The sequence below is a fragment of the Pseudarthrobacter sp. 10T415 genome, assembly GCF_056394175.1.
Map to the genome: position 1 here is coordinate 351509 of NZ_JBFTHJ010000003.1, position 26305 is coordinate 377813.

The window sequence follows — 26305 nt, forward strand, 5'->3', positions numbered from 1 at the left end:
TTAACCTCAACTTCACCTGCTGGATGGCTCCGCGTCGGAACCGGCTGGAAGGGTGATCGGGCACCCCAGAGAGATTCCTTGGAAGGTTCCCCATGTCTGAAACTGCCCGCAAATTTAACCTGCTGCCCATGCTCGGCCATACCAAGGGCAAGCGCAGCCCGGTCACCTGTGCCCTGAAGTGCGACAACGCGTGTGCGGGCGAAACCTGCAACACCAGCTCCAACAGCTACTTCCGCGATGTCGCCTCGGCCACGATGTCCCGTCGCGCCGCACTCGGCCTTGGTGCTGCCGGTGCCCTCGCCGTGGCGCTCGGCTCCGCCGTCACATCGGCTGAACCGGCCTCCGCCGCCGGCCTGTCAAAGGCCGCCAAGGAAGGCTTCGGCAAGTCGAAGCTCAAGTTCACCGCCATCAAGCCGGTGGACGCCGCCGTCGATGCGGTCACCGTCCCGGACGGTTTCACCTGGCAGCCGGTCATTCGCTGGGGTGACCCGCTGTTCAGCGACTCGCCGGACTTCGACATCAACAAGCAGACCGCCGCCGCCCAGGCCCGCCAGTTCGGTTACAACAACGACTACACGGACATCCTGGAAATCCCCAACACCAAGGGCCGCCGCGCAGTCCTGTTCACCAACCACGAGTACACGAACGAGAACATCATGGTTCCCGCCGGCTACGACGCCAAGGAAACCCGGGCCATCGGCCGCGCCGCCCATGGCCTGGCCGTCGTCGAACTCGAGCGCAAGAACACCACCAAGCCGTGGTCCTACGTCAAGGGCGCACCCCTTAACCGCCGCTTCCTCGACGACACCACCTATGAACTGACCGGCCCGGTTGCCGGCTCGGCCCTGGTGAAGACGGTCGCCGACCCCAGCGGCAAGGCTATCAAGGGCACGTTCGGCAACTGCTCCGGCGGCACCACTCCCTGGGGAACCATCCTCTCCGGCGAGGAGAACTTCAACGGCTACTTCGTGGCCGGTGGCACCTCGGCCAGCGACAAGCGCTACGGCCTGACCGCCAACGCCACCTCCCGCAAGTGGGAACTTGACGACCCCCGCTTCGACACCCGCAACGCCGGCTACGAAAACGAGGCCAACCGGTTCGGCTGGATCGTCGAGGTCGATCCTTTCGACCCCACCTCTACTCCGAAGAAGCACTCCGCTATGGGCCGCTTCAAGCACGAAGGCGCCAACGTGATTGTCGCCAAATCAGGCCACGTGGTGGCTTACATGGGCGACGACGAGCGGTTCGACTACCTGTACAAGTTCGTTTCCAAGGGCAAGTACATCGAAGGCGACCGCAAGAACAACATGGGCCTGCTGTCCGAGGGCAACCTCTTCGTGGCCCAGTTCACCGGCAACTCGCCCGCCGCGGAGATCACCGGTACCGGCGCGGTCCCCTCCGACGGTGCGTTCGACGGAATCGGCGAATGGCTGCCCCTGGTGGTTGACGGCAAGTCAGCCATCGCCGGCATGTCCGTCGAAGAGGTCCTGGTTCATACCCGCATCGCCGCTGATAAGGCGGCCAACGCCAAGGGCGGCCCCACCAAGATGGACCGCTGCGAGGACGTCCAGCCGAGCCTGCACACCGGCAAGGTCTACGTGGTCTGCACCAACAACTCCGACCGCGGCAAGGCCGGTAAGGAAGGTGCCACGGAGGTCAACCCCCGCACCCAGAACCGCGACGGCCACATCGTGGAAATTACCGAGACTGGCGACCAGACGTCCACCAGCTTCGGCTGGAACCTGCTGATGGTCTGCGGCGATCCGGCCCAGGGCGACGTCACCTACTTCTCCGGCTACCCGGTGGACAAGGTTTCGCCCATCTCATGCCCGGACAACGTTGCCTTCGACTCGGTGGGCAACCTCTGGATCTCCACTGACGGCGCCCCCTCCGGTATTGGCTACAACGACGGCCTGTTCAAGGTCACCCTGGACGGCGCGGAGCGTGGCAAGGTGGAACAGTTCCTGGCCGTCCCGCGCGACGCAGAGACCTGCGGCCCCATCATCCACGACGAGGAGCGGACCGTGTTCGTCGCAGTCCAACACCCGGGCGAGGAAGGCACCTTCGAAGCGCCGCACTCGTACTTCCCGGACTACGTTGGTGCGGGTGCAAAGCCGGCCGCCGGACAGGTGCGTGCCCCGCGCCCGGCAGTGATCCAGGTGTTCCGCGGCTAACCCCGACGCGCGCTCACTTGTGGCGCCTTCGGGGCAAACGCCCGCTCACCGGACTTCCAGGCGTCTGGGGCCAGTGAGCGGGCGTTTTGGTTTAAGCGACCGGAAGTGAGCGGGCGTTTCGATTTAAGCGACCGGAAGTGAGCGGGCGTTGGAGGGTGGCAGACTGGGTTGGTGACTTCGCAGAACGATCCCGCCCACGACGCCGCCACTTCCGACGGGCACGCCGCCGCCAGTTCTCCCTCCCACGACGCCGCTACTTCCGACGGGCACGACGCCGCCACCTTCGACGCTCCAGCCGAAGCCGGGGACGCGCCCGCGCTGAGCGCCATTGCCGCGGCGCGCATCGTCGTCGGGATCCTGCTCGACGGCGGTGTGCAGCATGTGGTGGTCTGCCCGGGATCGCGGTCGGCACCGATGGCCTACGCCCTGGCTGAGGCGTCGGCAGCGGGCCGGGTAGAGCTGCTGGTCCGGATCGACGAGCGGGCCGCGGGCTTCACGGCCCTAGGACTCGCCCTGGCCACCGGTTCGCCCGCTGCCGTGCTGACTACGTCCGGGACCGCCGTCGGAAACCTGATGCCGGCGGTGATGGAAGCCAACCACGCCGCCGTCCCGCTGGTTGTCCTCTCCGCGGACCGGCCGGACGAGCTCCGCGGCACCGGGGCGAACCAGACCACCATCCAGCCGGACCTGTTCGGCGACCACGTCCGGTTCGCCGTTGACGTTCCCGCAGGTGCCAGCCCCGAACGGGCCGTCAGCACGGCGCTGTCCGCCGCGACCGGTGCGTTCGATGGCATTCCGCCGGGCCCGGTCCAGCTCAACCTCGCCTTCCGGGACCCGCTGGTGCCGGCTCACGGGGAAGGGCTTCCCGCGGCAGCAACACGCCGGCGCTTCCGGATCGGTGCCGAGCCGCTGGTCATGGAGCTGCCCCCTGCCTCCGAAAACCTGCCGGAGCGCCGCACCGTAGTGCTGGCAGGGCACGACGCCGGCCCGGTCGCCGAAGCGTTTGCCCGCGCCCACAACCTGCCGCTGCTCGCCGAGCCGTCCTCGAATGCCCGGTTCGGTCCGAACGCCGTGGGCCCCTACCGGCTGCTGCTGGAGCACTTCGGCCCCAGTGGAGCGCAGCCCGTGGAGCGGGTAGTGCTGTTCGGCAGGCCCACACTTTCCCGGCCGGTGGCCGCCCTGCTGGCCCGTCCCGACGTCCAGTCTGCGCTGTACCAGCCGGTACCAGTAGCTTGGTACGAGCCCGGCCGCCGCACCGAACTGCCGCTGGCGGACCTGGCCGATCTCGCCGATTTTGCGGGCAGGGGATCATCGCAGTGGCTGGACACCTGGCTTCTGGCGGGCTCGGCAGCCCAGCACGCCGTGGACCAGGTGGTGGCCGCGGAGGCAGCCGCCACGGGCCCGTCCGTGGCGTCACTGGTGTGGAAGCACACCCGCGGCCAGCTGCTTCTGGGCTCCTCCAACGGCATCCGCGACGCCGACCTCGCGGCCCTCCCCGCCCCGGACCCCGCCGCCACCGTGTACGCGAACCGAGGTCTGGCGGGCATCGACGGCACCATCTCCACCGCCACCGGGCTGGCTCTGGGCGGCCGCCAGGAAACCACCGTCCTGCTGGGCGACGTCACGTTCCTGCACGACGCCGGCGGCTTGCTCCTCGGCACGGGCGAGGAGGTGCCCGACCTGCGGATCGTGGTCCTCAACGATGCGGGCGGAGCGATTTTCGACCTGCTGGAGCACGGTGCCGTGCGCGACGGCGGCCGCTACGGAGACGCCGTCGAACGCCTCTTCGCCACCCCGCACTCAGCCGACATTGCGGCACTCGCCGCGGCTTTCGGCGTCGGCCATTCACAGGTGACCACGACGGCGGGACTCGCCGAAGCGCTTGGCCGGCCCGTCCAGGGGCGCAGCATCGTGGAGGTCCGCACCGACCGCAGCGCCCTGCGGCAGCTCCACGGGCGGATCAAGGATGCGGTGTCTGCCGCCGTGACAGGCGTGCTGGCGGGCCAGTAGGCGGGAAGCCCGCGCAGTCAGCCACCCGGGGGAGTGAACTGGCTGGCGGAGAAGATAGCTCCCTGCGGATCCCGGATGAGTGCCTCGCGTGTCCAGTCTGATTCGTCCCGCTGCAGCACCTCGGCGCCCAGCCGCTCGGCATCGGAGGCGGTCTGGTCCCGGTCCGCGACGGTGAACGTGACGTGCCAGTGCGGCGGCCTGTCCGGACCGGTGGTGACGATCCAGGCAATCGCGTCCTCAAACCCCATGGGTGAGGCTATCTCGGACTGCCGCGCCCTGATGTCCGGGTCAACCGTGGCTTCCAGATGGTCTCCGTAGCCGGGGCGCCGGACCAGCATGCCGAAACCGAGATCGTCCACCTCCCAGCCGAAGGCCTCCTGGTAGAAGCTGATGGCCGGGCCCGGGTCCGATGTATGGAGGTCGCTGAAGTTCCAGGATCCCGGCATGTTCGCCACCTGCACACCCGGCCTCCGCCTGGCCTGCCAGACGTGGAAACCGGCCCCCTGCGGATCGGCGAGGGCCGCGTCCCTGCCGCCCTCGCCGGCGTCCTCCGGCGCGGAAAGAAGGGTGGCACCTCCCGCAACAAGCCGTTGGACGGCGGCATCGGCGTCGTCAACGGCAATATACGTGCTCCAGGAGGCTTCCGCGCCGCCGCCGCTTCCCAGACCTGCAACATCCTGGCCGTCGAGCTTCGCGATCAGGTACCGGCCGGGGGCGCCGGGAGGCATGACGTCCTCGAATGTCCAGCCGAACAGCCCCGAGTAGAAGGCCGCTGCGGCGTCAACATCGGGCTGGGTGGTGTCGATCCAGCAGGGGACGCCGGCGGGGTAGGTCCTGGGATTCATGCTTCACTCCTGTGCGTTGGGGACAGTTGTCATGCAGGGTTTTCTTTCAGGGCAGTTTCGAAGACCGGCAGGCTGCGCTCAATCATGTCCTCGTTGGCCGTGAGGGAAATCCGGAAGAAGCCAGGGGTCTCGAACAGCGCACCCGGGAGGACAAAGACGTCCCGGGCGGCGAGCCGCGCGGTGAACGCTTCGTCGTCCGGGATGGGTGAGGTGACGTACAGATAGAAGGTGCCTTCCGGCGGGTGCACTCGGTAGCCCATGCCGCCGAGCGCGTTGACCAGGCGGTCCCGGCGCCGCTGCAGCTGCGCGACGTCGATGGAGAACTTTTCGAGTTCCGGCAGCGCATGCTGCAGCAGTGCGTTCGGGTAGATCCAGCCCATGGCCACCTGCAGGCCGGAGATGGCCGGACGCAGGTCGTCCCGGTGCGGCATTCCGGGCGGCAGGGCAAGATAACCAACCCGCTGGCCGGGGGACAGGTGGGTTTTGCCGTAGGAATAGGCCAACAGCGTGTAGGGGTAGAACTCCACGGGACTGTGAAAGCGGATGCCGTCGAACACGATCCGGTTGTAGGGCTCGTCCGAAATGAGATAGATCCGCCGGCCGATCCGTGCCGATGCCGTCTCCAGTAACTGCGCGAGCCGGGTCAGCAGTTCGGGCGGATAAATGCGGCCGGTGGGGTTGTTGGGCGTGTTGACGATGACGCAGCGGGTCCGGCCGGTGATGGCTGAATCGATAGCATCCAGGTCCAGATCGAACGTGGTGGTGTCCACCGTGACCTTCACGGGTATCAGGCCCGCCTCAAGGATGAGCGGCTCGTACAGGAACCACGGCGGCAGGCTGTAAACCACCTCGTCGCCGGGATCGGCAACGGTCTTCAGCGCCAGCGCAATCGCAGCAAAACCGCCGGTGGTGAGGTAGATGTCCTCCGGGCGGAAGGGCACGTCCAGTAACACCTGGAGCGACTCCGCGGCGGCCTCACAGGCGGCGCGGCCGTTGGCCTGGTACGCGAACCACTGGTCATGCTGCGGGACCAGGGCATCCTGCAGCGCAGTGACGTAGCGGCTGGCGGGCATCTGGTGGGGATTGCCGAACGTGAAATCGCAGCCTCCCGCCACCCCGTCCCTCCGTGCGCCAAACTCCCGGATGTATTCGTCAACCCGCAGGAAGGACGGGATCGATGCCAGCCGGGCCGCCCGGGCGGAGACCCACGAGGCTGCCTGCGGGGCGGTTGCATCGTTCATGGATCGGCGCTCCTCTGGTGACCCGGGACCGGATCGCAGACGGCTCGGGCAGGGCGCTGCGGGGCGGGGGCTGTGGTGGGACCCATTCTCGGCTCCGCCTGCCACCGTGTAAAGGCTGGCGTGACTGCCCACGCCAGGTCCCGCCGTCGTCCGCGGCCCTGTGTCCTCTACGCGCAAAGGTGCCCATAACGCACGAAATCCCTGGCGCTGCGGGGATGTCCGCAGCGCCAGGGATCGTTGAAAGCCGAAGAAGGGCCCGGCCTAGTCCTCGATGTTGATGTGGGTGGGGTCCAGCACGCGGCGCAGGAACTCCTTGGTGCGCGGCTGGGCGGGGGAGCCGATGACCTGCTCGGCCACGCCTTCCTCCACCACAACACCGCCGTCCATGAAGACCACGCGGTCAGCCACCTCGCGGGCGAAGGCCATCTCGTGGGTGACCACCAGCATGGTCATGCCTTCCTTGGCCAGGTTCCGCATGACCGAGAGGACATCGCCAACGGTCTCCGGGTCCAGGGCTGAGGTGGGCTCGTCAAAGAGCATCAGCTCGGGGTTCATGCTCAGGGCGCGGGCGATGGCCACGCGCTGCTGCTGGCCGCCGGAGAGCTGGTCCGGGAAGCGGTCGGCCAGGTGCCCCAGGCCCACGCGCTCCAGGTTGTGCAGCGAGACCTTGTCCGCTTCGGCCTGGGACCGCTTGAGAACCTTGGTCTGCGCGATGGAGCAGTTGCGCAGGGCGTTCAGGTGCGGGAACAGGTTGAACTGCTGGAACACCATGCCCACCTTGCGGCGCATCTTATCGATGTCCACGTCGGGATCGGTGGCCTCGAAGCCGCCCACCTGGATGCTGCCCTGGTTGGGCTGTTCCAGCAGGTTGACGCAGCGCAGCAGGGTGGACTTGCCGGAACCGGAGGGACCGATCAGGCACACCACCTCGCCGGGCTTCACGTTCAGGCTGATGCCCTTGAGGACCTCATTGGAACCGTAGGACTTGCGGAGGTCTGAGATGTCCACGCCGGCTGCGTGCACGGTGGTGGAATGTACGACGTCGTTCATGGCTTCCCTGCCTATCGCTTGGTCCGCGCGGAGCGGCTTTCGAACTTCCGGGCCAGGAGGCTCAGGGGGATGGTGACCACCAGGTAGAAGGCACCGGCCACCAGGAGCGGCGTGAGGCCGGCGCCCAGGCTGGAGATGCCGTCGCGGCCGAACTTGGTGAGTTCGTACTGCGAAGCTGTCAGGCCCAGGACGTAGATCAGCGATGAGTCCTTGGTGAGGAGGATGACCTCGTTGGTCAGCGGCGGAAGAACGATCTTGAAGGCCTGCGGAATGACGATGGTGACCATGGCCCGCCACTGCGGCATGCCCAGGGAACGGGCTGCTTCCAGCTGGCCCTTGGGCACTGCCTGCAGGCCGGCGCGGAGGGTTTCGGCGATGTACGCCGATGCGACGATGCCCAGCGAGATCATCACGATGATGGTCACGTTCCACTGGACGCCGAAGGCCAGGGGGACGCCGTAGCCGAAGGCGATGAAGACCAACAGGGCCGGGATGCCGCGGAAGAATTCGATGTAGCCGGTGGCGATCCAGCGGTACAGCGGGAAGCTGGACAGTTTCATCAGGGCCAGCAGCAGGCCGCCGCTGAGCCCCACCACGAAGCCGAGGAACGTGTAGATCAGGGTGTTCTTCAGGCCCACCAGGAAGATGTCCGGGAACATCGGCCCGATCTTGCCGAAGTTGAAGACGTTGGTGGCCATGGTCTTCCAGTCCGTGGCCAGGACCAGTGCGGCGATGGCCACCACAAAGATTCCGGCCTGGACATACAGGCTTACTCTGGCTCGCTGGCGTGCGGTCATTGCCATTGGGTGCTCACATTCGTTGTGCGTGGCTGAGGCCCCGGACGGCTGCCGTGCGTGCCAGCCGGGGCCTCATTGCCTAAACTCTGCTCACCGGGGCCCGGGGTGGCCCCAAGCGGTGGCTACTTGGCGGTTTCGCCGAACCAGGTGGTCTTGAATTTCGCCAGGCTGCCGTCGTCGGTGAGGCGCTTGAGCGTGCCGTTGACCTGGTCCAGCATCGCGGTGTTGCCCTTCTTGATGGCAATGCCGAGCTTCTCGCCGGTGGCGTAGTCCTCAACGCGGGTGAACTGGGTGTTGTCCTTGATGGCGTAGCCGAGCACGGACTGGTTGCCCAGGGCGGCGTCGATGGTGCCGGCTTCGAGGGCCTGGACCAGGAGGCCGGAGTCCTCGAACTGCTGTGCCTCGATGCCCTTTTCCTGGGCGTACTTGGCGCCGGTGGTGGCCTGCTGCACGCCCACCTTCTTGCCCTTGGCGGAGTCGATGTTCTCCACGCCGGAGCCTTCCTTCGCAACGAGGGTCAGGTCGTCATCCATGTAGGGGTTGGAGAAGTCCATGACCTGCTTGCGGGTGTCCGTGATGGACACAGACGAGATGGAGACGTCGCAGCCGGTCAGCGCGGTGCCGGTCTCGATGGCCTCGAAGGAGCTGTCCACGATGTTCAGCTCGGCCTTCAGGTCCTTGGCCACCTCGTTGGCGATGTCGATGTCGAAGCCAACCGTCTTGCCATCCTTCTGGAATTCGAAGGGCTCGTAGGGGACGTCGGAGCAGACGGTGAGCTTGCCTGCGTTGATGAGCTGGATGCCGCCCTCGGATGCTGCGGGGGTGGAGCTGCCGCCGCACGCCGTGAGCGTGAGGGCACCGACGGCGAAGAGTGCTGCTGCCTTGGCGGTCAATTTGGCCGTGGCCAGGGACTTGAGCTGCATGTTTCTTACCTTTTGTTGCAGGGGTATGCGGTACTAAATCGGTTCATAGTGTAGCGCCGAATGTGAGATGTGCATCACAGGAAACTTAGTTTCACTATTGGATAACTAAATTACCCGCACTTTCAAGCCTAGGCGAAGCCTTGCTGTCTCGGATACCGGACGTTTGGGCTAACTGCGGATGCCGAGCGATTCCAGCATCGGCCTGAACTTGGCCCACGTCTCGGCCAGTTCCGCCTCCGGCTGCGACCCGTCCACGATGCCGCAGCCGGCATACAGGCGCACGGTGTCCGGGGATTCGATCACTGCGCCGCGCAGCGCGATGCCCCACTCGCCGTTGCCCGCGGCGTCCAGCCAGCCCACCGGCCCGGCGTACGGTCCACGGTCCAGGTGCTCCAGCTTGCGAATCAGGGCGCCGGCCACCTGGGTGGGGGTTCCGCAGACAGCGGCGGTGGGGTGCAGGGCGTTGATGAGGGCCAGGCAGGTGGGAACATGGCCTTCCACCTCGGCGAGTTCGGCCTTGACGTCCGAGGCCAGGTGCCAGACGTTGGGCAATTCAAGGATGAACGGTTCGTCATGGGCGTTCATCGCCTCGGAGAACGGGGCCAGCTGGGAGGTCAGCGACTGGATGGCGATCTCGTGCTCATGCCGCTGCTTCTCGGAGCCTGCCAATACCCGGGTGGCGTAGTCCATGGGCAGGCCGTCCTCGCCATGGGCGTCCCGGCGGTCTAGGGTCCCGGCCAGCACTCGCGCCTGGGCGGTCCGCCCCTCCACCTGGATCAGCATCTCCGGAGTGGCGCCCACCAGTCCGTCTACCCCGTACGTCCAGCATTCGCGGTAGCGGGCGGCCAACTCGCGCAGCACCTGGGAGGCATTGACGCCGCCGGGAATCGTGGCCACCACGTCGCGTGCCAGCACCAGCTTCTCCAGGGCACCCGTCCGGATTTCCTCCACGCCGGCTGCCACGGCGTCCATCCACGCTTCTTCGCTGAGCGAGCCGGTGTGCAGTGTTGCTCCCGCGGCCAGGGGGAGGGGACGTACGACGGCGGCGCCCTCCTTCGCGGGAACCGCACCCGGGCGGGCATCCCCGGCTGAGTCCGCTGCCGCCGTCGTGATTCCTGCCGGCGCAGCTGCTGCCGACGTCCGTCCCGCCGGCGCATCCGCGCTGACGGGCTTCCCGCCGAGCCAGCGCTCCAGCGCGGCGAGGGCGCCCGCTTCGGTGAGCGGGCCGTCGTCGAACGTCAACTGGGTGAGCCACGCCGTGTTATCCCGCACGCCCACCACGATTTCCGGGACGATGAGCCGGGATTCGTGGGCGGAGGTTTTGGAGAAGGCGAAGGATCCGAAAGCAACGGGCCCGGTGCCGGGGAGTTCCACGGAATCGGTGACACGGGCTTCGAGGACCAGGTGGCGCCACCAGATATCTGCCTCGAGGAAGCGCTCGGGGCCGGTCGAGGTGAAACGTGCGATCTCGCCGAAACCCGCCAGGCCGGCCTCGCGCCGGGTCCAGCAAAGGACATCGTCCCGCACCAGAAACGCAGGAAGCCCCCCGGAAAATTCTTTTCCATCCAGGGGGACTGTCAGGCTTTTCAGGAGTCCGGTGCCGATCTTGCTCGTCATGATGAGTCAACACTAGTACTTAAAAATGCTTACCCTGCCGAGTAACTTCCGGTGCCCGACGGGCAGTTGGGGAAACCTTGAGGCATGGTCCGGACCCGCCGGAACATTTGAGACAATGTCATGGTGAACCGAGCATCCTTGGATAAGCGTCCGGACGAAGTAGCCACGATGTTTGACGACGTCGCACCGAAATACGACGTCGTCAACGATGTCCTGTCCATGGGGCAGACCCGCCGCTGGCGGAAAATCGTGGTTGATGCGATGGAAGTCTCCAAGGGCCAGCGGGTCCTGGATCTCGCCGCGGGAACCGGCACATCCAGCGAGCCATATGCCGATGCAGGCATAGACGTTGTGGCGTGTGACTTCTCCCTCGGGATGCTTAAGGTCGGCAAGCGCCGCCGCCCCGACATCGACTTCATTGCCGGGGACGCCACCAACCTGCCCTTCGCGGACAACACCTTTGACGCCACCACCATTTCCTTCGGCCTGCGCAACGTCAACGAACCCAAGAAGGCCCTCGCGGAGATGCTTCGGGTCACCAAGCCCGGCGGCCGGCTGGTCATTGCCGAGTTCTCGCAGCCTGTTGTTCCGCTCTGGCGCACCATGTACACGGAATACCTGATGCGTGCCCTGCCAGCCATCGCCGTCAAGGTTGCCTCCAACCCGGACGCCTACGTCTACCTCGCCGAGTCCATTCGCGCGTGGCCGGACCAGGACCACCTGGCCGCGTGGCTGCAGGACGAAGGCTGGGAAAACGTCAACTACCGCAACCTCACCGGCGGCATCGTGGCGGTCCACCGCGCGTTCAAGCCGGCTGGCGCCCCGGACAGCGCAGCCGCCGCGATCGCCGCGCACAAGGGCCCGGTGGCCAAGCTGCGCCGCAACATCGCCCGCTGACCAGTGGAGGTACTGATTGTCGGCGCGGGTCCGGCCGGATCCACCGCCGCGTATTACCTGGCCAAGGCCGGCCTCTCCGTCACGGTTCTGGAGAAGACCAGCTTTCCGCGCGAGAAGGTCTGCGGTGACGGGCTAACCCCGCGGGCGGTCCGCGAAATCCAGAAGCTCGGCCTGCCGCATCCGGAGGGCGAAGGCTGGCGCCGGAACAAGGGACTGCGCCTGATCGCGGGCGGCCGCACCATCGAACTTCCCTGGCCGGAAGTTTCAGACTTCCCGCAGTACGGTCTCATCCGTACGCGGCTGGGCTTCGACGAGGAACTGGCGCGGCATGCCGAGTCCGCCGGCGCCACCATCCTTGAGCGGCACAGCGTCACCGAAGCACTGAGGGACGACGACGGCCGGGTTACCGGTGTCCGCGCAGCGCTCCTGGACGAGTCCGGACGCAAGACGGGCGAGACGCGCGAGTTCAGTGCCGACGTCGTTCTTGCCGCGGACGGAAACTCCACCCGCACAGCGGTCTCGCTCGGCATCCAGAAGCGCGACGACCGTCCGCTGGGCGTCGCCGTCAGGACCTACTTCACCTCGCCCCGCACGGACGATGACTGGATGGAAGGCTGGCTGGAGCTCCCCGGCCGCGACGGAAAGCTGCTGCCTGGCTACGGCTGGGTGTTCGGCGTGGGCGACGGCACCTCCAACGTGGGCCTGGGCATCCTGAACTCTTCCAAGGACTTCGGCAAGCTCGATTACAAGCAGGTCCTGCGCGAATGGACCGCCGGCATGCCCTCCGAATGGGGCTTCACGCCGGAAAACCAGGTGGGCGAAATCCGCGGTGCTGCCCTGCCAATGGGCTTCAACCGCACCCCGCACTACTCACCCGGGCTGCTGCTGCTCGGTGACTCCGGCGGAATGGTGTCCCCGTTCAACGGCGAAGGCATCTCCTATGCCATGGAGTCGGCACGCTTCGCCGCTGAGTTCATCATCGACGCCTCCTCACGCTCGGCTTCTTCGGGCGCCACGTACGACGCCGATGCGCACCTTTCGCGGTACGCGGACTACGTGCGGGTCCAGTGGGGTTCGCACTTCACCCTGGGCCGGGCGTTTGCCACGCTGATCGGCAAACCCGCCGTCATGAAGCTGGCGCTGCGGACTGGCATGCCCATCCCGGTGCTGATGCGGTTCGTGGTGCGGCTGCTGGCCAACCTGACCGATCCGTCCGCCAAGGGCATCGAAGACCGGATGATCCGTGTCCTCGAATCCCTGGTGCCGGCCACATCCAATGCCTCTCCGGCGACGAATCAGCGGTATCCGCAACAAAAAGTTAGGGTTAACCCGTGACCAACTCCGCAGACCACAGCTGGACGCATGCCGGGCACGGCCTGCCGGACTCCGAACCCAGTCTTAACACCACCGCCATTGCCACCGGCCTCCAGCTGCCGGCGGGCTTCGCCGCCATCGCCGGGGATCCCGAGCTGGGCCCGGCCATCACCAACAACCTGGCCCGCGTGGAAAAGAAACTGCGCGAAGCCATCGCCAACTCGGATCCGCTGGCTGACGCGACGTCGCGCCACCTGGTGGAAGCCGGCGGCAAGCGCATCCGGCCGCTGCTGACCCTGCTCTGCGCCCACCTCGGGGACGCATCGCTGCCCGCCGTGGTGCAGGCCGCCGTCGTGGTTGAACTGACGCACCTCGCCACCCTCTACCACGACGACGTCATGGACTCCGCGCCCTTCCGCCGTGGCGCCCCCACGGCCCACGAGGTGTGGGGCAACTCGGTGGCCGTCCTTACCGGCGACCTGATCTTCGCCCGCGCCTCCATCCTGGTGTCGGAGCTCGGCGGCCGTGCGCTGGGCATCCAGGCCCGGACCTTTGAACGGCTGTGCCTGGGCCAGCTGCACGAGACGGTTGGACCGCGGCCGGACGAAGACCCGGTGGAGCACTACCTGTCCGTCATCGCTGACAAGACCGGTTCCCTGGTGGCCGCCTCCGGCCAGTTCGGTGCCATCTTCTCCGGCGCCGACGAGGCCTACGAGGACGTTCTGGTGGAATACGGCGAGAAGGTGGGCGTGGCTTTCCAGCTCGCCGACGACGTCATCGATGTCACCGGCGTCAAGGTGAAGTCCGGCAAGTCCCCGGGAACCGACCTCCGCGAAGGCGTTCCCACCCTGCCGGTGCTGCTCCTGCGTAAGGCTGCTGCTGACGGCGACCAGTCCGCCGTCGACCTCCTGACCCGGATTGACGGGGACCTGTCCTCCGACGAGGCACTAGCCGCAGCGGTAGCGGGTCTGCGCGAGCACCCCGTTACTGCAGAATCGTGGGTTGTTGCCCGCCGGTGGGCCGATGAGGCCATTGCTGCCCTGGCGCCCCTGCCTGAGGGTGTCGTCAAGGATTCGCTGTCCAACTTCGCTGTTGCCGTGGTGGACCGCGCCAGCTGATGTGTTGTGCGTCGAAGCCCGGTGCCAATCAACGGTGCCGGGCTTCTGCTTTTGTGACCTTCTGCGCTGGCGGACCTTGCCGGCCTGCTGCAGGGTGCTTTTAACGGGATAGCCCCGGTGCCCAGCAACCGAAGCTGCTGTGAACCGGGGCTATCTCTCCGTTCGCATCAGATCCGCCGGAGGCGTTTAGCGGATCCGTGAACAGCTTATGACACATCTGTCACAGAATGCAAGTCTTAATTTACTGAGAGTGTCATAAGGTTTTCGTGCTGAGATTCTCCGCGGCCGTGGGGCACGCGACGTGCTCAATTGCGTGTTTTACAGCCGGAAGCGTGGATCCGGACCCACGGTCCACGCGGGAACGGGTGGCTGGAGAGTCTGAAAGTCGCGCAATCGCGTCAGTCCGTATGCAAGGGATATCCACATGGAAGGAATCCTCTGCCTCGTGACGGGCTTCGCGTAGGCACGATGAGGGATGGATATCTGCGACTACCTGGCCAGGCGCGGGGGAGCAGCCCGGTCCCTTGAATTGCAAAAAGCTGGGTTTACGCGAACCGGGGTGGGCCGCGCGGTGGATCTGGGCCTGTTGGTGAAAGTCAGGCGGGGAGTTTACGCCCTGCCCGGCGACACGCGCGTTGCTGGAGTCTTGGCGGCGGGCGGGCGGCTCACGTGTTTGTCCGCTGCTCCCGTCTACCGTCTGTGGACTCTCAACGAGCCAACAGGCCTGCACCTAAGCCGGAGCCACCCCACTCTCACGCCCGGAGTCGTCGACCACGGCCGGCCAAGACATCCGCGGCATCCGTGGCTTCCAGTACTAGGGCTGGCGGACGTGCTCCTGCATGCGCTGCACTGCCTGCCGGATTTGGAGGCGCTGGTGATGGTGCAGTCGGCTGTGGGTGCCGGAGACGTCTCGCTCGATTTCCTGCATGGCCGCTGCCAGGGGCGCCGCAATGGGCGTGCCAGGTCGGTCCTGGACCTGACGATTCCCCGCGCGGATTCCGTGCTGGAAATACTCGCTAATGTCCATTTCGCCCGGGCCGGGTTACGGGTTCGGCGGCATGTCTTCATTCCGGGAGTTGGAGAAGTGGATTTCCTGGTCGAGGAATGCCTGGTGGTGGAGACTGATGGCTCAACCCACTTCGAGCCAAAATCCATCAAGCGGGACCAGCGGCGCAACAACCAGAGCATTATTGGGGGCTACCTGGTGCTGCGCTACTACTATGAGGACGTTGTCCACCGGCCCGACGCCATGGTCGCGGAGGTCCAGGCGGTGCTGCTGGTGTGGCGGAGGCCAGCGAACAGGAGGCCGGGCGACATGTTTGCGTGATTTATGGGGCTTAAACGGCGAGTGCCCCTGCAAACGCAGGGGCACTCGCCAAGATCCGGTCCATAAGTGACGCATTTGCGTCAACGGACGAAAGGAAGGCTCTAGTCTTCCTCGTCCCCGAAGGCCCACTCGAACATGTCGAACACGAACTCGGAGAAGGTTCCCTCTTCGGACTTCCACTGGCCGCGGGCATTGTTGCGGCGGTAGACGATGGGGTCGGGGACGCTGAGGTCGCCGGTGCGGAAACCCCAGGTGTATTCCTCTTCCTCGTCCTCAAGGAACATCAGGAAGCCTTCGTCATCGACTTCGAGCTCGTCCGGGTCCCAGAAGTAGTGGTACGCCTCCATCAGGTCCTCGCAGCCACCCACGGCGAGGTAGAACTCGCGGAGGACCAGGGGGATCTGGAACTGGTGGTCGGCGAGGGCCTTGTCCAGCTCCTCGGCGTCCAGTCCGTCCTCTTCCTGCCATTCGTCCTCGAGATACTTTGGAACAAGCGCGCGGAACTTCTCGAGGAACATGTCAGTCATGCTCATATCCTAGCCAATTCCGGGCCTGCCAAAATGCCACCGGAGGCGCCTCCGGGGCTTTAGAAGTTGCTGTCTTTGCCCCGCCGGTGCCACCCATTGACCGCAAGGGGTGCCTGCCAGGAGCGGCGCCACGCCAGCACCCGGAAGGTGAACACCACGGCGGCCACCCCGGCTGCCGTCAGGACGTTGAAGACGCCCAGGATCCACAGCACGGTGGTCATCACTGCCCCCACGAAGGCCGGCAGCGCGTAGATGGATTTCGGGTTGAACAGCTCGGGCACCTCATTGGCCGTGACGTCGCGGAGCAGCCCGCCGCCCACTGCGGTGGTGACCCCTAGGAGGACTGACGCCACGGGGTTCATGCCGACCGCCAGTGCCTTGAGCGTTCCGGTCATGCAGAACAGGGCCAGGCCGCCGGCGTCGAACAGCGTGAGCATGGAGGTGAAGCGCTGGACGCTGGGGAACAGGAAATACACCAGGGCTGTGGCCAGCACCGGCGGCACCAGATAGGCGGGCGTGGTGAACGCCGCCGGCGGGCCGCTGTTGAGGATGATGTCCCGGATCACGCCGCCGCCGAGCCCCACCAGCGAGGCCAAAAGCAGGGAACCCACGATGTCGATGTGCTTCCGCGCGGCCAGCAGCGAGCCCGACACGGCAAAGAAGAAGACACCGAGCAGATCCAGCCATACCGGGGCGTTGTCAAAGGCGAAGGTCATCAAAGGTCCAGGTAATTCAAGAAGGGCGGACGGGGCGGCTCCAACGTTACGCTAGCCCCTATGAACAGCCCCATCATGATCGCCTGTGCCCACGGGACGTCCAGCAGCCAGGGAGCGGCCGAGGTCAACGCCCTGCGCGCCGCCATCGCCGGGCTCCGGCCGGGACTCGATGTCCGCGAAGCCTACGTTGATGTGCAGCAGCCGGACCTGGTGGACGTGGTGGCAGGCCTGCCTGAGGGGGAACCCGCAGTGGTGGTGCCGTTGCTGCTCAGCGTGGGATACCACGTGAAGGTGGACATTGCGCGGGCCGTGAAGAGCCGCCCGGGCAGTGCGGCGGCCGCGCCCCTGGGCCCGGACCCCCGGCTGGCCCAGCTGCTGGACCAAAGGCTTCGCGAGGCAGGCACCACGGATAACGACGTCATTGTCCTGGCGGCCGCAGGTTCCTCCAACCCCAATGCCGCCGTCAGCGTCGAGGAACTCCTCGGCCAGCTGCGGGAGCTGCGGTCCAACCGGATGGTGGCCGCCTACGGTGCCTCCGCCCAGCCGTCCGTGCCCGACGCCGTCGCGATGCTTCGCGAGGAGCTGGACGGGGGTGCCGGCGCGGGGGAGTCCGCGGGAGCGGTCGACGTCGGCGGGCGGGTAGTGATCGCCTCCTACCTCTTGGCGCCGGGCTTCTTCCACGATCAGCTGGGCAAGGCGGGTGCGGACGTCATCACCGAGCCACTGCTCCCGTCCCGCGTGCTCGCCGAGATTGCATTGGACAGGTACGACGAGGCCGTCGAAAAAGCCCGTGAAGCGGCCGCCCATACGCCGGCCGAAACAGCAGCCCAAGCCCCCCAAGAAACCCCGCCGGGACCGGCTGCAAATGCACACGAGGGTGGCTTGTTCAAGGCCCTGCGGCGTTTCGTGACGAAATATTTCCCTAGGTGACCTCGCATTTCCGGTCCTTTGTGACGCTATTCGAGCGGGACCTACAGTCGTTTCATGACTGATACAGCTCTAGCCGGAGCGTCCGCGGACTCCGCTGCCTCCAAGCGCCCCGCCCGCCCGTCCCGCCCCGCTGCAAAGCCGCACGGGCAGTGGAAAGTGGACGGCAAGACGCCCCTGAACGCCAACGAAACCTGGAAACAGGAAGACGACGGCCTGAACGTGCGCGAGCGTATCGAGACCATTTACGCCAAAGAAGGCTTCGACGCGATCCCCGGCCAGGACCTGCACGGCCGGTTCCGCTGGTGGGGCCTTTACACACAGCGCAAGCCCGGGATCGACGGCGGCAAGACCGCAACCCTTGAGCCGCACGAGCTCGAAGACAAGTACTTCATGCTGCGCGTGAGGATCGACGGCGGCGCGCTCACCACCGAGCAGCTGCGCGTCATCGGCCAGATCTCCGTGGACTTCGCCCGCGACTCTGCCGACCTCACCGACCGCCAGAACATCCAGCTGCACTGGATCCGGGTGGAGGATATCCCCGAGATCTGGAACCGCCTTGAAGGTGTTGGCCTGTCCACCACCGAGGCCTGCGGCGATGTGCCCCGCGTCATCCTGGGCTCGCCCGTTGCCGGCATCGCCAAGGACGAGATCATCGACCCCACCCCGCTGATCGCCGAGCTGGGCGAGCGATTCATCGGCAACCCGCTGCTGTCCAACCTGCCGCGCAAGTACAAGACCGCCATCACCGGCCACCCCAGCCAGGACGTGGTCCACGAGATCAACGACTTCGCGCTGGTAGGCGTGGAACACCCTGAACTGGGCATCGGCTACGACCTGTGGGCCGGCGGCGCACTGTCCACCAACCCCATGCTCGGCAAGCGCCTGGGTGCTTTCGTCAGGCCCGAAGAAGCTGCCGACGTGTGGCTCGGCGTCACCAGCATCTTCCGCGACTACGGCTACCGGCGCATGCGCACCAAGGCCCGCCTGAAGTTCCTGATGGCCGACTGGGGCCCGGAGAAGTTCCGCCAGATCCTCGAAGACGAATACCTGGGCTACAAACTGGCCGACGGTCCTGCCGCGCCGAAGCCCACTACCCCCGGCGACCACATCGGCGTGCATGAGCAGAAGGACGGCAAGTTCTTCATCGGTGCCACCCCGCTGGCCGGCCGGCTGTCCGGTTCGGGCCTGGTCAAGCTCGCGGACACCCTGGAGGCCCGCGGCTCCTACCGCCTGCGCACCACCCCGCACCAGAAGCTCGTTGTCCTGGACGTCGAGAAGGATCAGGTGGAGCCGCTGGTGGCTGAACTGGACGAGCTGGGCCTGTCCGCCCGCCCGTCCGTGTTCCGCCGCGGCACCATCGCCTGCACCGGCATCGAGTACTGCAAGCTTGCCATCGTGGAGACCAAGCACACCGCTGCCACCGCCGTGGCCGAGCTGGAACGCCGCCTGGGGGACCTGGCCACGTCCGGTGAACTGCCGCAGGCACTGTCGCTGCACATCAACGGCTGCCCCAACTCCTGCGCCCGCATCCAGACGGCGGACATTGGCCTGAAGGGCATGATGCTTCCCACGCCCGACGGCGATCCCTCCCCGGGATTCCAGGTCCACCTGGGCGGCGGGCTGGCATCCAACGAACGCGGCGAGGCCGGCCTGGGACGTACGGTCCGCGGCCTCAAGGTGTACGTTGACGACCTGCCCGACTACGTGGAACGCGTGGTCCGCACGTTCGTGGCCCAGCGTGCCGAAGGCCAGACCTTCGCCGAGTGGGCCCACGCAGCAGACGAGGAGGCACTGCAGTAATGTCCAAGCACGCACTCGGAGTTGACCCCGTTGCGGCCCCGGCCGAGGCTTCGGCCCAGGTCGAGGCCACAGTGGCCACCGCAGCGCCTAAGAAACGCTCCAACGAAGAACTGAAGGCCCTCGCCGAAGCCGGTGCCGCCGAGCTCGGCTGGGACGCCCCCGCCCGCGACGTCATCGCCTGGGTGGAGCGGAACTTCGACCTGCCCGCCGTTTCCGTGGCCTGCTCCATGGCCGACGCCGTCCTGCCGGCGCTGGTCGCGGACCAGATGCCCGGCGTCGACGTCCTGTTCCTGGAGACCGGCTACCACTTCCCGGAAACCTACGCCACGCGTGACGAGGTGGCTGCAAACCTCCGCGTCAACGTGGTGGACGTCCTTCCGGAGACCACCGTGGAGCAGCAGGACCGGCTGCTGGGCAAGGACCTCTTCGCCCGCGACGCCGCCCAGTGCTGTGCCCTCCGCAAGGTGGCGCCGCTGCAGCGCACCCTGGCCGGGTACGAACTCTGGTTCACCGGCGTGCGCCGCGACGAAGCCCCCACCCGCACCAACACGCCGCTGGTCAGCTGGGATGACAAGAACGGCCTGGTCAAGGTCAACCCGATGGCTGCCTGGACCTTCGACCAGCTGGTCGAATACTCCGAAGACAACCTCCTGCCCGTCAACCCGCTCCTCGCCCAGGGATACCCCTCCATCGGCTGCCAGCCCTGCACCCGCAAGGTGGCACCCGGCGAGGATCCCCGCGCCGGCCGCTGGGCGAACTCCGACAAGACAGAATGCGGACTACACGTATGAGCACTTCACTAACCGAGGAGACCACCCAGGTGACTGACTCCGCCGTCTCAACGCGACTCTCCAGCCTGGACACCCTCGAGTCCGAGGCCATCCACATCATCCGCGAGGTTGTTGCCGAGTTCGAAAAGCCCGCCCTGCTGTTCTCCGGCGGCAAGGACTCCGTGGTGATGCTGCACCTGGCCACCAAGGCCTTCTGGCCGGGCAAGGTCCCGTTCCCCGTGCTGCACGTGGACACCGGCCACAACTTCCCCGAGGTCATCGACTTCCGCGACCGCACCGTGGAGCGCCTGGGACTGAAGCTCGTCGTCGGCTCCGTCCAGGAGTTCATTGACCGTGGCGAGCTTGCCGAGCGCGCCGACGGCACCCGCAACCCGCTGCAGACCGTCCCGCTGCTGGACGCCATCCAGCAGAACAAGTTCGACGCCGTCTTCGGCGGCGGCCGCCGCGACGAGGACAAGGCCCGCGCCAAGGAGCGCATCCTGAGCCTCCGCGACGAGTTCGGCCAGTGGGACCCGCGCAACCAGCGCCCCGAGCTGTGGAACCTGTACAACGGCCGGCACACGGTGGGCCAGCACGTCCGCGCGTTCCCCATCAGCAACTGGACCGAGCTGGACATCTGGCGCTACATCGAGCGCGAGAACATCGAGCTCCCCGGCCTTTACTACGCCCACGAGCGCGAAGTCTTTGCCCGCGACGGCATGTGGCGCGCAGTGGGCGAGGTCTCCCAGCCGCGCGACGGCGAGGACATCATCACCAAGACCGTCCGTTACCGCACCGTGGGCGACATGTCCTGCACCGGCGCCGTCGAGTCCAACGCCTTCACCGTGGCCGACGTCGTTGTTGAAGTTGCCGCCTCCACCCTGACCGAACGTGGCGCCACCCGAGCAGATGACCGCATCTCCGAGGCCGCCATGGAAGACCGCAAGAAGGACGGGTACTTCTAATGACCACGATTTCTGAGATCCCGGCGGGCTCAATCAACGAGAACCTGCCCACCACACTCTTCCGCTTCGCCACCGCAGGATCGGTCGACGACGGCAAGTCCACTTTGGTGGGCCGCCTCCTTCACGATTCCAAGGCCATCCTCGCTGACACACTCGACGCGGTGGCCCGTACGTCCGCGGACCGCGGCTTCGGCGGCGAAAAGGGCGGCATCGACCTCGCCTTGCTGACCGACGGCCTGCGCGCCGAGCGCGAACAGGGCATCACCATCGACGTGGCCTACCGCTACTTCGCCACCGACCGCCGCAGCTTCATCCTGGCGGACTGCCCCGGGCACGTTCAGTACACGAAGAACACGGTGACCGGCGCGTCCACCGCGGATGCCGTCGTCGTCCTCATCGACGCCCGCAAGGGCGTGCTGGAGCAGACCCGCCGGCACCTGTCCGTGCTGCAGCTGCTGCGCGTGGCCCACGTGATCGTGGCCGTCAACAAGATCGACCTGGTGGACTTCAGCGAGTCCGTGTTCCGCGACATCGAAGCCGACGTGCAGCAGGTGGGCCGCGAGCTGGGCCTGGGTTCCGATGGAATCAGCGACCTGCTGGTGGTTCCCGTGTCCGCCCTCGACGGCGACAACGTGGTGGAGCGCTCGGACCGCACCCCCTGGTACACCGGCCCCGCGCTGCTGGAGGTCCTGGAAACCCTGCCTGCCGCCGATGAGCTGGAAAGCCACCTCGAAAGCTTCCGCTTCCCGGTGCAGCTGGTGGTCCGCCCACAGGGTGCGCTGGCTCCCGACGCTGTGGCAGCCGGCCTGGAAGTGGAGGCTTACCGCGACTACCGTGCGTACGCCGGCCAGATCACCGAGGGCTCCGTGAAGGTGGGGGACCAGGTATCCGTGCTGACGCCGGGCCAGGCCCCGCGCACCACCACCGTGGTGGGCATCGACTTCGCCGGAAAGTCCCTGGAAGAAGCCGCCGCCCCGCAGTCCGTGGCTGTCCGCCTGGCTGACGAGTTCGACGTCGCCCGTGGTGACACCATCGCCGCGGCAGGCACCGTCCGTGAAGCCACCGCAGACCTGTACGCAGCGCTGTGCTGGCTGTCGCCGAAGCCCCTCCGTGAGGGCCAGAAGGTCCTGGTCAAGCACGGCACCCGCACCGTCCAGGCGCTGGTCCGCAGCGTTTCCGGGAAACTGGACCTGGCCTCCTTCAAGCTCGAGGGCGCCTCCAGCCTGGAGCTCAACGACATTGGCCACGCGCAGCTCCGGCTCGCCGCGCCGCTGCCGCTGGAGAACTACCTGCACCACCGCCGCACCGGTGCGTTCCTGGTGATCGACCCGCTGGACGGCAACACGCTGGCAGCCGGCCTGGTCAAGGACCACCCGGGCGACCATGAGGATGAGCGCTACAGCATCTAGGTTCCGCAATGAAACCGCGGCTTGTTCGCAAAACCCGGCCTTCAAGGTTGGGTCTTGCGAACAAGCCGCGGTTTTGTCGTTTCGGCAGGGCTACTGCCGCCGCTCAAGGATCGACTTGAGCTTCTGCAGGTCCTTCCGGGTTTGGCGGCGGATCATCGGTGCCATAACCAGCCCGGCCAGCCGCGGGAAACCCGAGGGGCTCCCGGTGTTGCCGAGCGTCATCACCGTGCCGCCGTCGTCGTCCGCCCAGGTGTAGGTGGTCTCCATGGGGAACGGGCCCTGCGCGGTGCGCATCACCAGCTTCCCGCCCGGGACGTACTCCACGAACTCGTAGGTGTAGCTGAGCTCCCGGCCCATGAACGCGGCGTTGAAGGCCACCTTCGAACCAACGCCCAAGGGCCCGCCGGTGAGCCGCTGCGAGCTGTGGATGTTCACGTACCACTGCGGGGCGTTGTCCGGGTTGGCAGCAAAGTCCGCCACTTCGGCGCGGGGCCTGTCGATGTGGATCCGGGTCTGCACGTTCACCATGTTGCGTCTCCTTCCGGCGTCCGGCGGCGGCCGGTTGTGGCTGTTGCCCTGATGCCACGTTAGCCGCGGAGCCAGGATGCGGGAACCGCGGAGTCTGGGCGCGTCCGGCCCCGTCGCGGTGCGGCACAAGCTGCGCCGGTTGGTCAACGTTAAGGGCAGCCGGCGCGTCAAAACCCGGTGACGGTGCGGCCGAATATGACGCCGCATGAACCTGCGTGACCCTCCGTTGAGGCTCCATTGAACGGCTTTGGGCCACTCCCTATGGTGAAACAATGACTAGTTCCAAGCCCGGGATGACCCGCATCGTGGCAGGCGAAAGCGCTGTTCCCAAGCGCAAGCGTGCCATCGAGGCCGCCCTGGCCATCGGGCTGGTCCTGCTGATCGCCGTCGGCGCCGTGGTGGCGTCCTCCGTTGCCCGCAACACCGAGGCCCAGGCAGCCGAACCGACGCCGGCAGCTGCGCTGAAGCTCGGCTACTTCGGAAATGTGACGCACGCCCCCGCTCTGGTGGGCATCAAGAAGGGTTTCCTCGCCGAAGCCCTGGGCAGCACCCAGCTGAGCACGGAATCGTTCAACGCCGGCCCGGCCGCCATCGAGGCGCTGAATGCCGGGGCCATCGACGCTGCCTACATCGGCCCCAACCCGGCCATCAACTCCTTCGTCAAGAGCTCCGGCCAGTCCGTGAAGGTCATCGCCGGCGCGGCAGCAGGCGGGGCCCAATTGGTGGTTAAGCCGGGGATCGATTCCGCCGCGGACCTCCGTGGCAAGACCCTCGCTTCCCCGCAACTGGGCGGCACCCAGGACGTGGCCCTCCGCGCCTGGCTCTCCGGGCAGGGCTACAAGACCAATGTGGACGGCAGCGGCGACGTCGCCATCAACCCCACGGACAACGCCCAGACCCTCAAGCTGTTCCAGGACGGAAAGCTCGACGGCGCGTGGTTGCCTGAGCCGTGGGCCTCACGCCTGGTGCTCCAGGCCGGCGCCAAGGTCCTGGTGGATGAGAAGGACCTGTGGGACGGGACCGGCACCGGCAAGCCCGGCGAGTTCCCCACCACCATCCTGATCGTCAACCAGAAGTACGCCGCCGACCACCCCGACACCGTCAAGGCACTGCTGGCCGGCCACGCAAAGTCCGTCGCCTGGCTCAACGAAGCTCCGGAGGCCGAGAAGGCCAGTGTCATCAACGCGGGCCTGCAGGAGTCCGCCGGTGCCACACTCGCCGACGACGTCCTGGCCCGCTCGCTGGCCAACATCACCTTCACCCTGGACCCGCTGGCCGGAAGCTACCCCCGGCTGCTGCAGGACGGCGTCGAAGCAGGGACCACCAAGAAGGCCGACCTCAGCGGGCTATTCGACCTCCGCGCCCTCAACGAGGTTGCCGCTGCCACCGGCACCAGCAAGATTTCAGCAGCCGGCCTCGGCCAGGACTGAACCACCCCACTACCTAAGGACGGCACCATGCCAGTCGTACTGGAAAACCTGGGCAAGCGCTTCGGCGACGGCGCCCCGGTGCTGGACGACGTCAACGCCAACATCGGGAAAGGCGAGTTTGTCGCCCTCCTCGGTGCGTCCGGCTGCGGCAAATCCACCCTGCTGAACATCATCGCGGGACTGGAGGCACCGTCGTCGGGCGCCCTCGAAGTCCCCAGCGACGGCGCAGCCTTCATGTTCCAGGACGCCGCACTGTTCCCCTGGCTGACGGCCCGGGAAAACATCGAGCTGGCACTGAAACTGCGCGGCGTGGGCAAGGCCGACCGGCGCACCAAGGCACAGGAACTCCTGGAACTGGTCCACCTGGGCACGGCGGGGGACAAGCGGCCGCACGAGCTGTCCGGCGGCATGCGCCAGCGCGTCTCACTGGCCCGTTCGCTCGCCCAGGACCGCCAGTTGCTGCTCATGGACGAGCCGTTCGCCGCCCTGGACGCGATCACCCGCGACCTGCTGCATGACGAGTTGGAGCGCATCTGGAAGGAAACCGGGCGCACCATCGTCTTCGTCACCCACAACGTCCGCGAGGCCGTCCGGCTGGGACAGCGCGTGCTGCTGCTCTCCTCCCGCCCCGGCCGCGTGGTCCAGGAATGGGACGTCACCGAGGAACACCGAACCGACGCCGGGCTCGCCGGCCAGCTCACCGGGGTCATCACCGCCCGGCTGCGTGAGGAGATTCGCCGCCATGCCAAGTAAGTTCCTGTCCGGCTCCGCGCCGGATGCCGCCCCCGCCCCTTCGCCGGACGGCTTTCGTCCTTCGGACGAAGCGTCCGGCTCCGACAGGCCCGATGCCACTCCCACGGCGGCATCCGGCGCTACGCCCTCGTCACCTCACGTGCATGCCGCTTTGACAAGGACTTCGAGCGGAAACGAGGACCTCCGGGAGCTCGAGTCCGGGCTCGATTCGCTGCAGTCCGACGCCGAGCGCAAGCACCGGGTGGACTGGAGCCGCATCCTCCTGCCCGTGGCCGCCCTGGTGGTCCTGGTGCTCGTCTGGCAGTTCTACGTGTCGCTGGGCGTCAAGCGCCGCGACCTGGTTCCCGGCCCGCTGGATGTGGCGGGCCAGATGGGCGTCCTGTGGTCAGAAGGCAAGCTGCAGGAAGCCATGTGGACCTCGCTGCAGCGCGGCCTGGTTGGGTTCCTGATCTCGGTGGCCATCGCCACGCCCGTGGGACTGCTGCTGGCTCAGGTGGCGCCGCTGCGCCGAGCTTTCGGCCCCTTGATCTCGGGCCTGCAGGTGCTGCCGTCGGTTGCCTGGGTCCCCGCTGCCATCATCTGGTTCGGCCTCACCGACGCCACCGTCTACTTCGTGGTGTTCATGGGCGCCATCCCCTCGATCATCAACGGGCTGATCTCCGGTGTGGACCAGATCCCGCCGCAGTTCCGCCGGGTGGGAACCGTCCTCGGCGCCAACCGGCTGCAGATGGCCCTGCAGGTGGTCCTGCCGGCCGCGCTGCCCGGATACCTGGGCGGCCTCAAGCAGGGCTGGGCCTTCTCCTGGCGCTCCCTCATGGCCGCGGAAATCATTGCCGTGGGCGGGACCATTGGCTTTGGCCTCGGCTCGCTGCTCGACCAGGGCCGGGCGCTGTCCGACATGACAGTGGTGATGTCCGCGATCCTGCTGATCCTCGGCGTCGGCATCCTGATTGAACTGCTGGTGTTCGCGCCCATCGAAAAGCGCCTCCTGCGCCGCCGCGGCCTCCTGGCCGGCAGCACCCGCTGACCCAACACCTTCCCAACGCACCGCACGAGCCCGACGGCGACCTCCCGCCGTCGGGCCCTGCTGTTTCCTGGCGCAGCTCCACCGCCGGTCCCACCGGCAAACCGGGGCACTTCGGCACGGACACGCCGGGGAACCAG

At 66.8% G+C, this 26305-nt stretch carries 23 protein-coding genes; 14 read left to right on the top strand and 9 right to left on the bottom strand.

The window, feature by feature from the left end; all coding sequences use genetic code 11:
• Positions 1–92: 92 nt before the first annotated feature.
• The gene (locus AC1DBN_RS07260; protein WP_091722298.1) at positions 93–2174 is read left to right on the top strand and encodes a PhoX family protein; all 2082 of its coding nucleotides are present in this window, start codon (positions 93–95) and stop codon (positions 2172–2174) included.
• Between the two features lie 171 nt (positions 2175–2345).
• Positions 2346–4184 carry a 2-succinyl-5-enolpyruvyl-6-hydroxy-3-cyclohexene-1-carboxylic-acid synthase gene (gene menD, locus AC1DBN_RS07265; RefSeq protein ID WP_390896667.1) on the top strand — a complete coding sequence of 613 codons (1839 nt, stop codon included), beginning with the start codon at positions 2346–2348 and terminating at the stop codon, positions 4182–4184.
• Positions 4185–4201: 17 nt separating this feature from the next.
• Here menD and AC1DBN_RS07270 read toward each other — a convergent pair whose 3' ends face one another.
• The 6 genes from AC1DBN_RS07270 to AC1DBN_RS07295 form a co-directional block, all read right to left on the bottom strand.
• Positions 4202–5029: a VOC family protein gene (locus AC1DBN_RS07270; RefSeq protein ID WP_477722895.1), complete on the bottom strand. Its 828-nt coding sequence runs from the start codon at positions 5027–5029 to the stop codon at positions 4202–4204.
• A 29-nt stretch (positions 5030–5058) separates the two neighbouring features.
• Positions 5059–6270: an aminotransferase class I/II-fold pyridoxal phosphate-dependent enzyme gene (locus tag AC1DBN_RS07275; RefSeq protein WP_314214157.1), complete on the bottom strand. Its 1212-nt coding sequence runs from the start codon at positions 6268–6270 to the stop codon at positions 5059–5061.
• A gap of 261 nt (positions 6271–6531) precedes the next feature.
• A complete protein-coding gene (locus AC1DBN_RS07280) occupies positions 6532–7320 on the bottom strand; it encodes an amino acid ABC transporter ATP-binding protein (protein ID WP_091722293.1) in 789 nt (262 codons plus the stop codon).
• An 11-nt stretch (positions 7321–7331) separates the two neighbouring features.
• A complete protein-coding gene (locus tag AC1DBN_RS07285; protein ID WP_091722292.1) occupies positions 7332–8123 on the bottom strand; it encodes an amino acid ABC transporter permease in 792 nt (263 codons plus the stop codon).
• 116 nt (positions 8124–8239) lie between these two features.
• Positions 8240–9040, bottom strand: a complete 801-nt coding sequence (locus AC1DBN_RS07290) for an ABC transporter substrate-binding protein (RefSeq protein WP_091722289.1) — start codon at positions 9038–9040, stop codon at positions 8240–8242.
• A gap of 168 nt (positions 9041–9208) precedes the next feature.
• Positions 9209–10657: an isochorismate synthase gene (locus AC1DBN_RS07295; RefSeq protein WP_477722896.1), complete on the bottom strand. Its 1449-nt coding sequence runs from the start codon at positions 10655–10657 to the stop codon at positions 9209–9211.
• Between the two features lie 123 nt (positions 10658–10780).
• On the opposite strand from AC1DBN_RS07295, the gene AC1DBN_RS07300 reads away from it, so the two are divergent.
• From AC1DBN_RS07300 to AC1DBN_RS07315, 4 genes are all read left to right on the top strand, one after another.
• Positions 10781–11554, top strand: coding sequence for a demethylmenaquinone methyltransferase (locus AC1DBN_RS07300; RefSeq protein ID WP_231994318.1), 774 nt, complete (start codon positions 10781–10783; stop codon positions 11552–11554).
• Between the two features lie 3 nt (positions 11555–11557).
• Complete coding sequence (locus AC1DBN_RS07305; RefSeq protein WP_477722897.1) at positions 11558–12889, top strand: geranylgeranyl reductase family protein; 1332 nt, start codon at positions 11558–11560, stop codon at positions 12887–12889.
• Positions 12886–13986: a polyprenyl synthetase family protein gene (locus AC1DBN_RS07310; protein WP_477722898.1), complete on the top strand. Its 1101-nt coding sequence runs from the start codon at positions 12886–12888 to the stop codon at positions 13984–13986. The genes AC1DBN_RS07305 and AC1DBN_RS07310 overlap by 4 nt, the downstream gene beginning before the upstream one ends.
• 829 nt (positions 13987–14815) lie before the next feature.
• Positions 14816–15313 (top strand): endonuclease domain-containing protein, encoded by a 498-nt coding sequence (locus AC1DBN_RS07315; RefSeq protein ID WP_231994317.1) that lies wholly within the window; start codon positions 14816–14818, stop codon positions 15311–15313.
• 101 nt (positions 15314–15414) lie between these two features.
• Here AC1DBN_RS07315 and AC1DBN_RS07320 read toward each other — a convergent pair whose 3' ends face one another.
• A complete protein-coding gene (locus AC1DBN_RS07320) occupies positions 15415–15840 on the bottom strand; it encodes a hypothetical protein (protein ID WP_091722276.1) in 426 nt (141 codons plus the stop codon).
• Positions 15841–15899: 59 nt separating this feature from the next.
• On the bottom strand, positions 15900–16556 hold the full coding sequence (locus tag AC1DBN_RS07325; protein WP_477722899.1) for a trimeric intracellular cation channel family protein: 657 nt from the start codon (positions 16554–16556) through the stop codon (positions 15900–15902).
• Positions 16557–16616: 60 nt separating this feature from the next.
• Here AC1DBN_RS07325 and AC1DBN_RS07330 point away from each other — a divergent pair, with 60 nt between their 5' ends.
• Genes AC1DBN_RS07330 through AC1DBN_RS07350 form a run of 5 tightly spaced genes read left to right on the top strand, consistent with a single transcriptional unit; the run spans position 16617 to position 22430 of the window.
• Positions 16617–17486: a sirohydrochlorin chelatase gene (locus AC1DBN_RS07330; protein ID WP_477722900.1), complete on the top strand. Its 870-nt coding sequence runs from the start codon at positions 16617–16619 to the stop codon at positions 17484–17486.
• A gap of 54 nt (positions 17487–17540) precedes the next feature.
• Complete coding sequence (locus AC1DBN_RS07335; RefSeq protein ID WP_314214144.1) at positions 17541–19286, top strand: nitrite/sulfite reductase; 1746 nt, start codon at positions 17541–17543, stop codon at positions 19284–19286.
• A complete protein-coding gene (locus tag AC1DBN_RS07340) occupies positions 19286–20077 on the top strand; it encodes a phosphoadenylyl-sulfate reductase (protein WP_477722901.1) in 792 nt (263 codons plus the stop codon). The genes AC1DBN_RS07335 and AC1DBN_RS07340 overlap by 1 nt, the downstream gene beginning before the upstream one ends.
• Positions 20074–21021: a sulfate adenylyltransferase subunit CysD gene (gene cysD, locus AC1DBN_RS07345; protein ID WP_091722267.1), complete on the top strand. Its 948-nt coding sequence runs from the start codon at positions 20074–20076 to the stop codon at positions 21019–21021. Before AC1DBN_RS07340 ends, cysD begins: the two co-directional genes overlap by 4 nt.
• On the top strand, positions 21021–22430 hold the full coding sequence (locus tag AC1DBN_RS07350; RefSeq protein ID WP_477722902.1) for a sulfate adenylyltransferase subunit 1: 1410 nt from the start codon (positions 21021–21023) through the stop codon (positions 22428–22430). The genes cysD and AC1DBN_RS07350 overlap by 1 nt, the downstream gene beginning before the upstream one ends.
• A gap of 90 nt (positions 22431–22520) precedes the next feature.
• Here the strand turns inward: AC1DBN_RS07350 and AC1DBN_RS07355 are convergent, their stop codons facing one another.
• A complete protein-coding gene (locus AC1DBN_RS07355) occupies positions 22521–22958 on the bottom strand; it encodes an SRPBCC family protein (RefSeq protein WP_091722262.1) in 438 nt (145 codons plus the stop codon).
• 293 nt (positions 22959–23251) lie between these two features.
• On the opposite strand from AC1DBN_RS07355, the gene AC1DBN_RS07360 reads away from it, so the two are divergent.
• The 3 genes from AC1DBN_RS07360 to AC1DBN_RS07370 are packed head-to-tail and all read left to right on the top strand — an operon-like array spanning position 23252 to position 26168.
• Positions 23252–24388, top strand: a complete 1137-nt coding sequence (locus tag AC1DBN_RS07360) for an ABC transporter substrate-binding protein (RefSeq protein ID WP_091722258.1) — start codon at positions 23252–23254, stop codon at positions 24386–24388.
• A gap of 27 nt (positions 24389–24415) precedes the next feature.
• Complete coding sequence (locus AC1DBN_RS07365) at positions 24416–25141, top strand: ABC transporter ATP-binding protein (RefSeq protein ID WP_056075674.1); 726 nt, start codon at positions 24416–24418, stop codon at positions 25139–25141.
• Positions 25131–26168 (top strand): ABC transporter permease, encoded by a 1038-nt coding sequence (locus tag AC1DBN_RS07370; RefSeq protein ID WP_477722903.1) that lies wholly within the window; start codon positions 25131–25133, stop codon positions 26166–26168. Before AC1DBN_RS07365 ends, AC1DBN_RS07370 begins: the two co-directional genes overlap by 11 nt.
• The last annotated feature ends 137 nt before the right edge of the window (positions 26169–26305 follow it).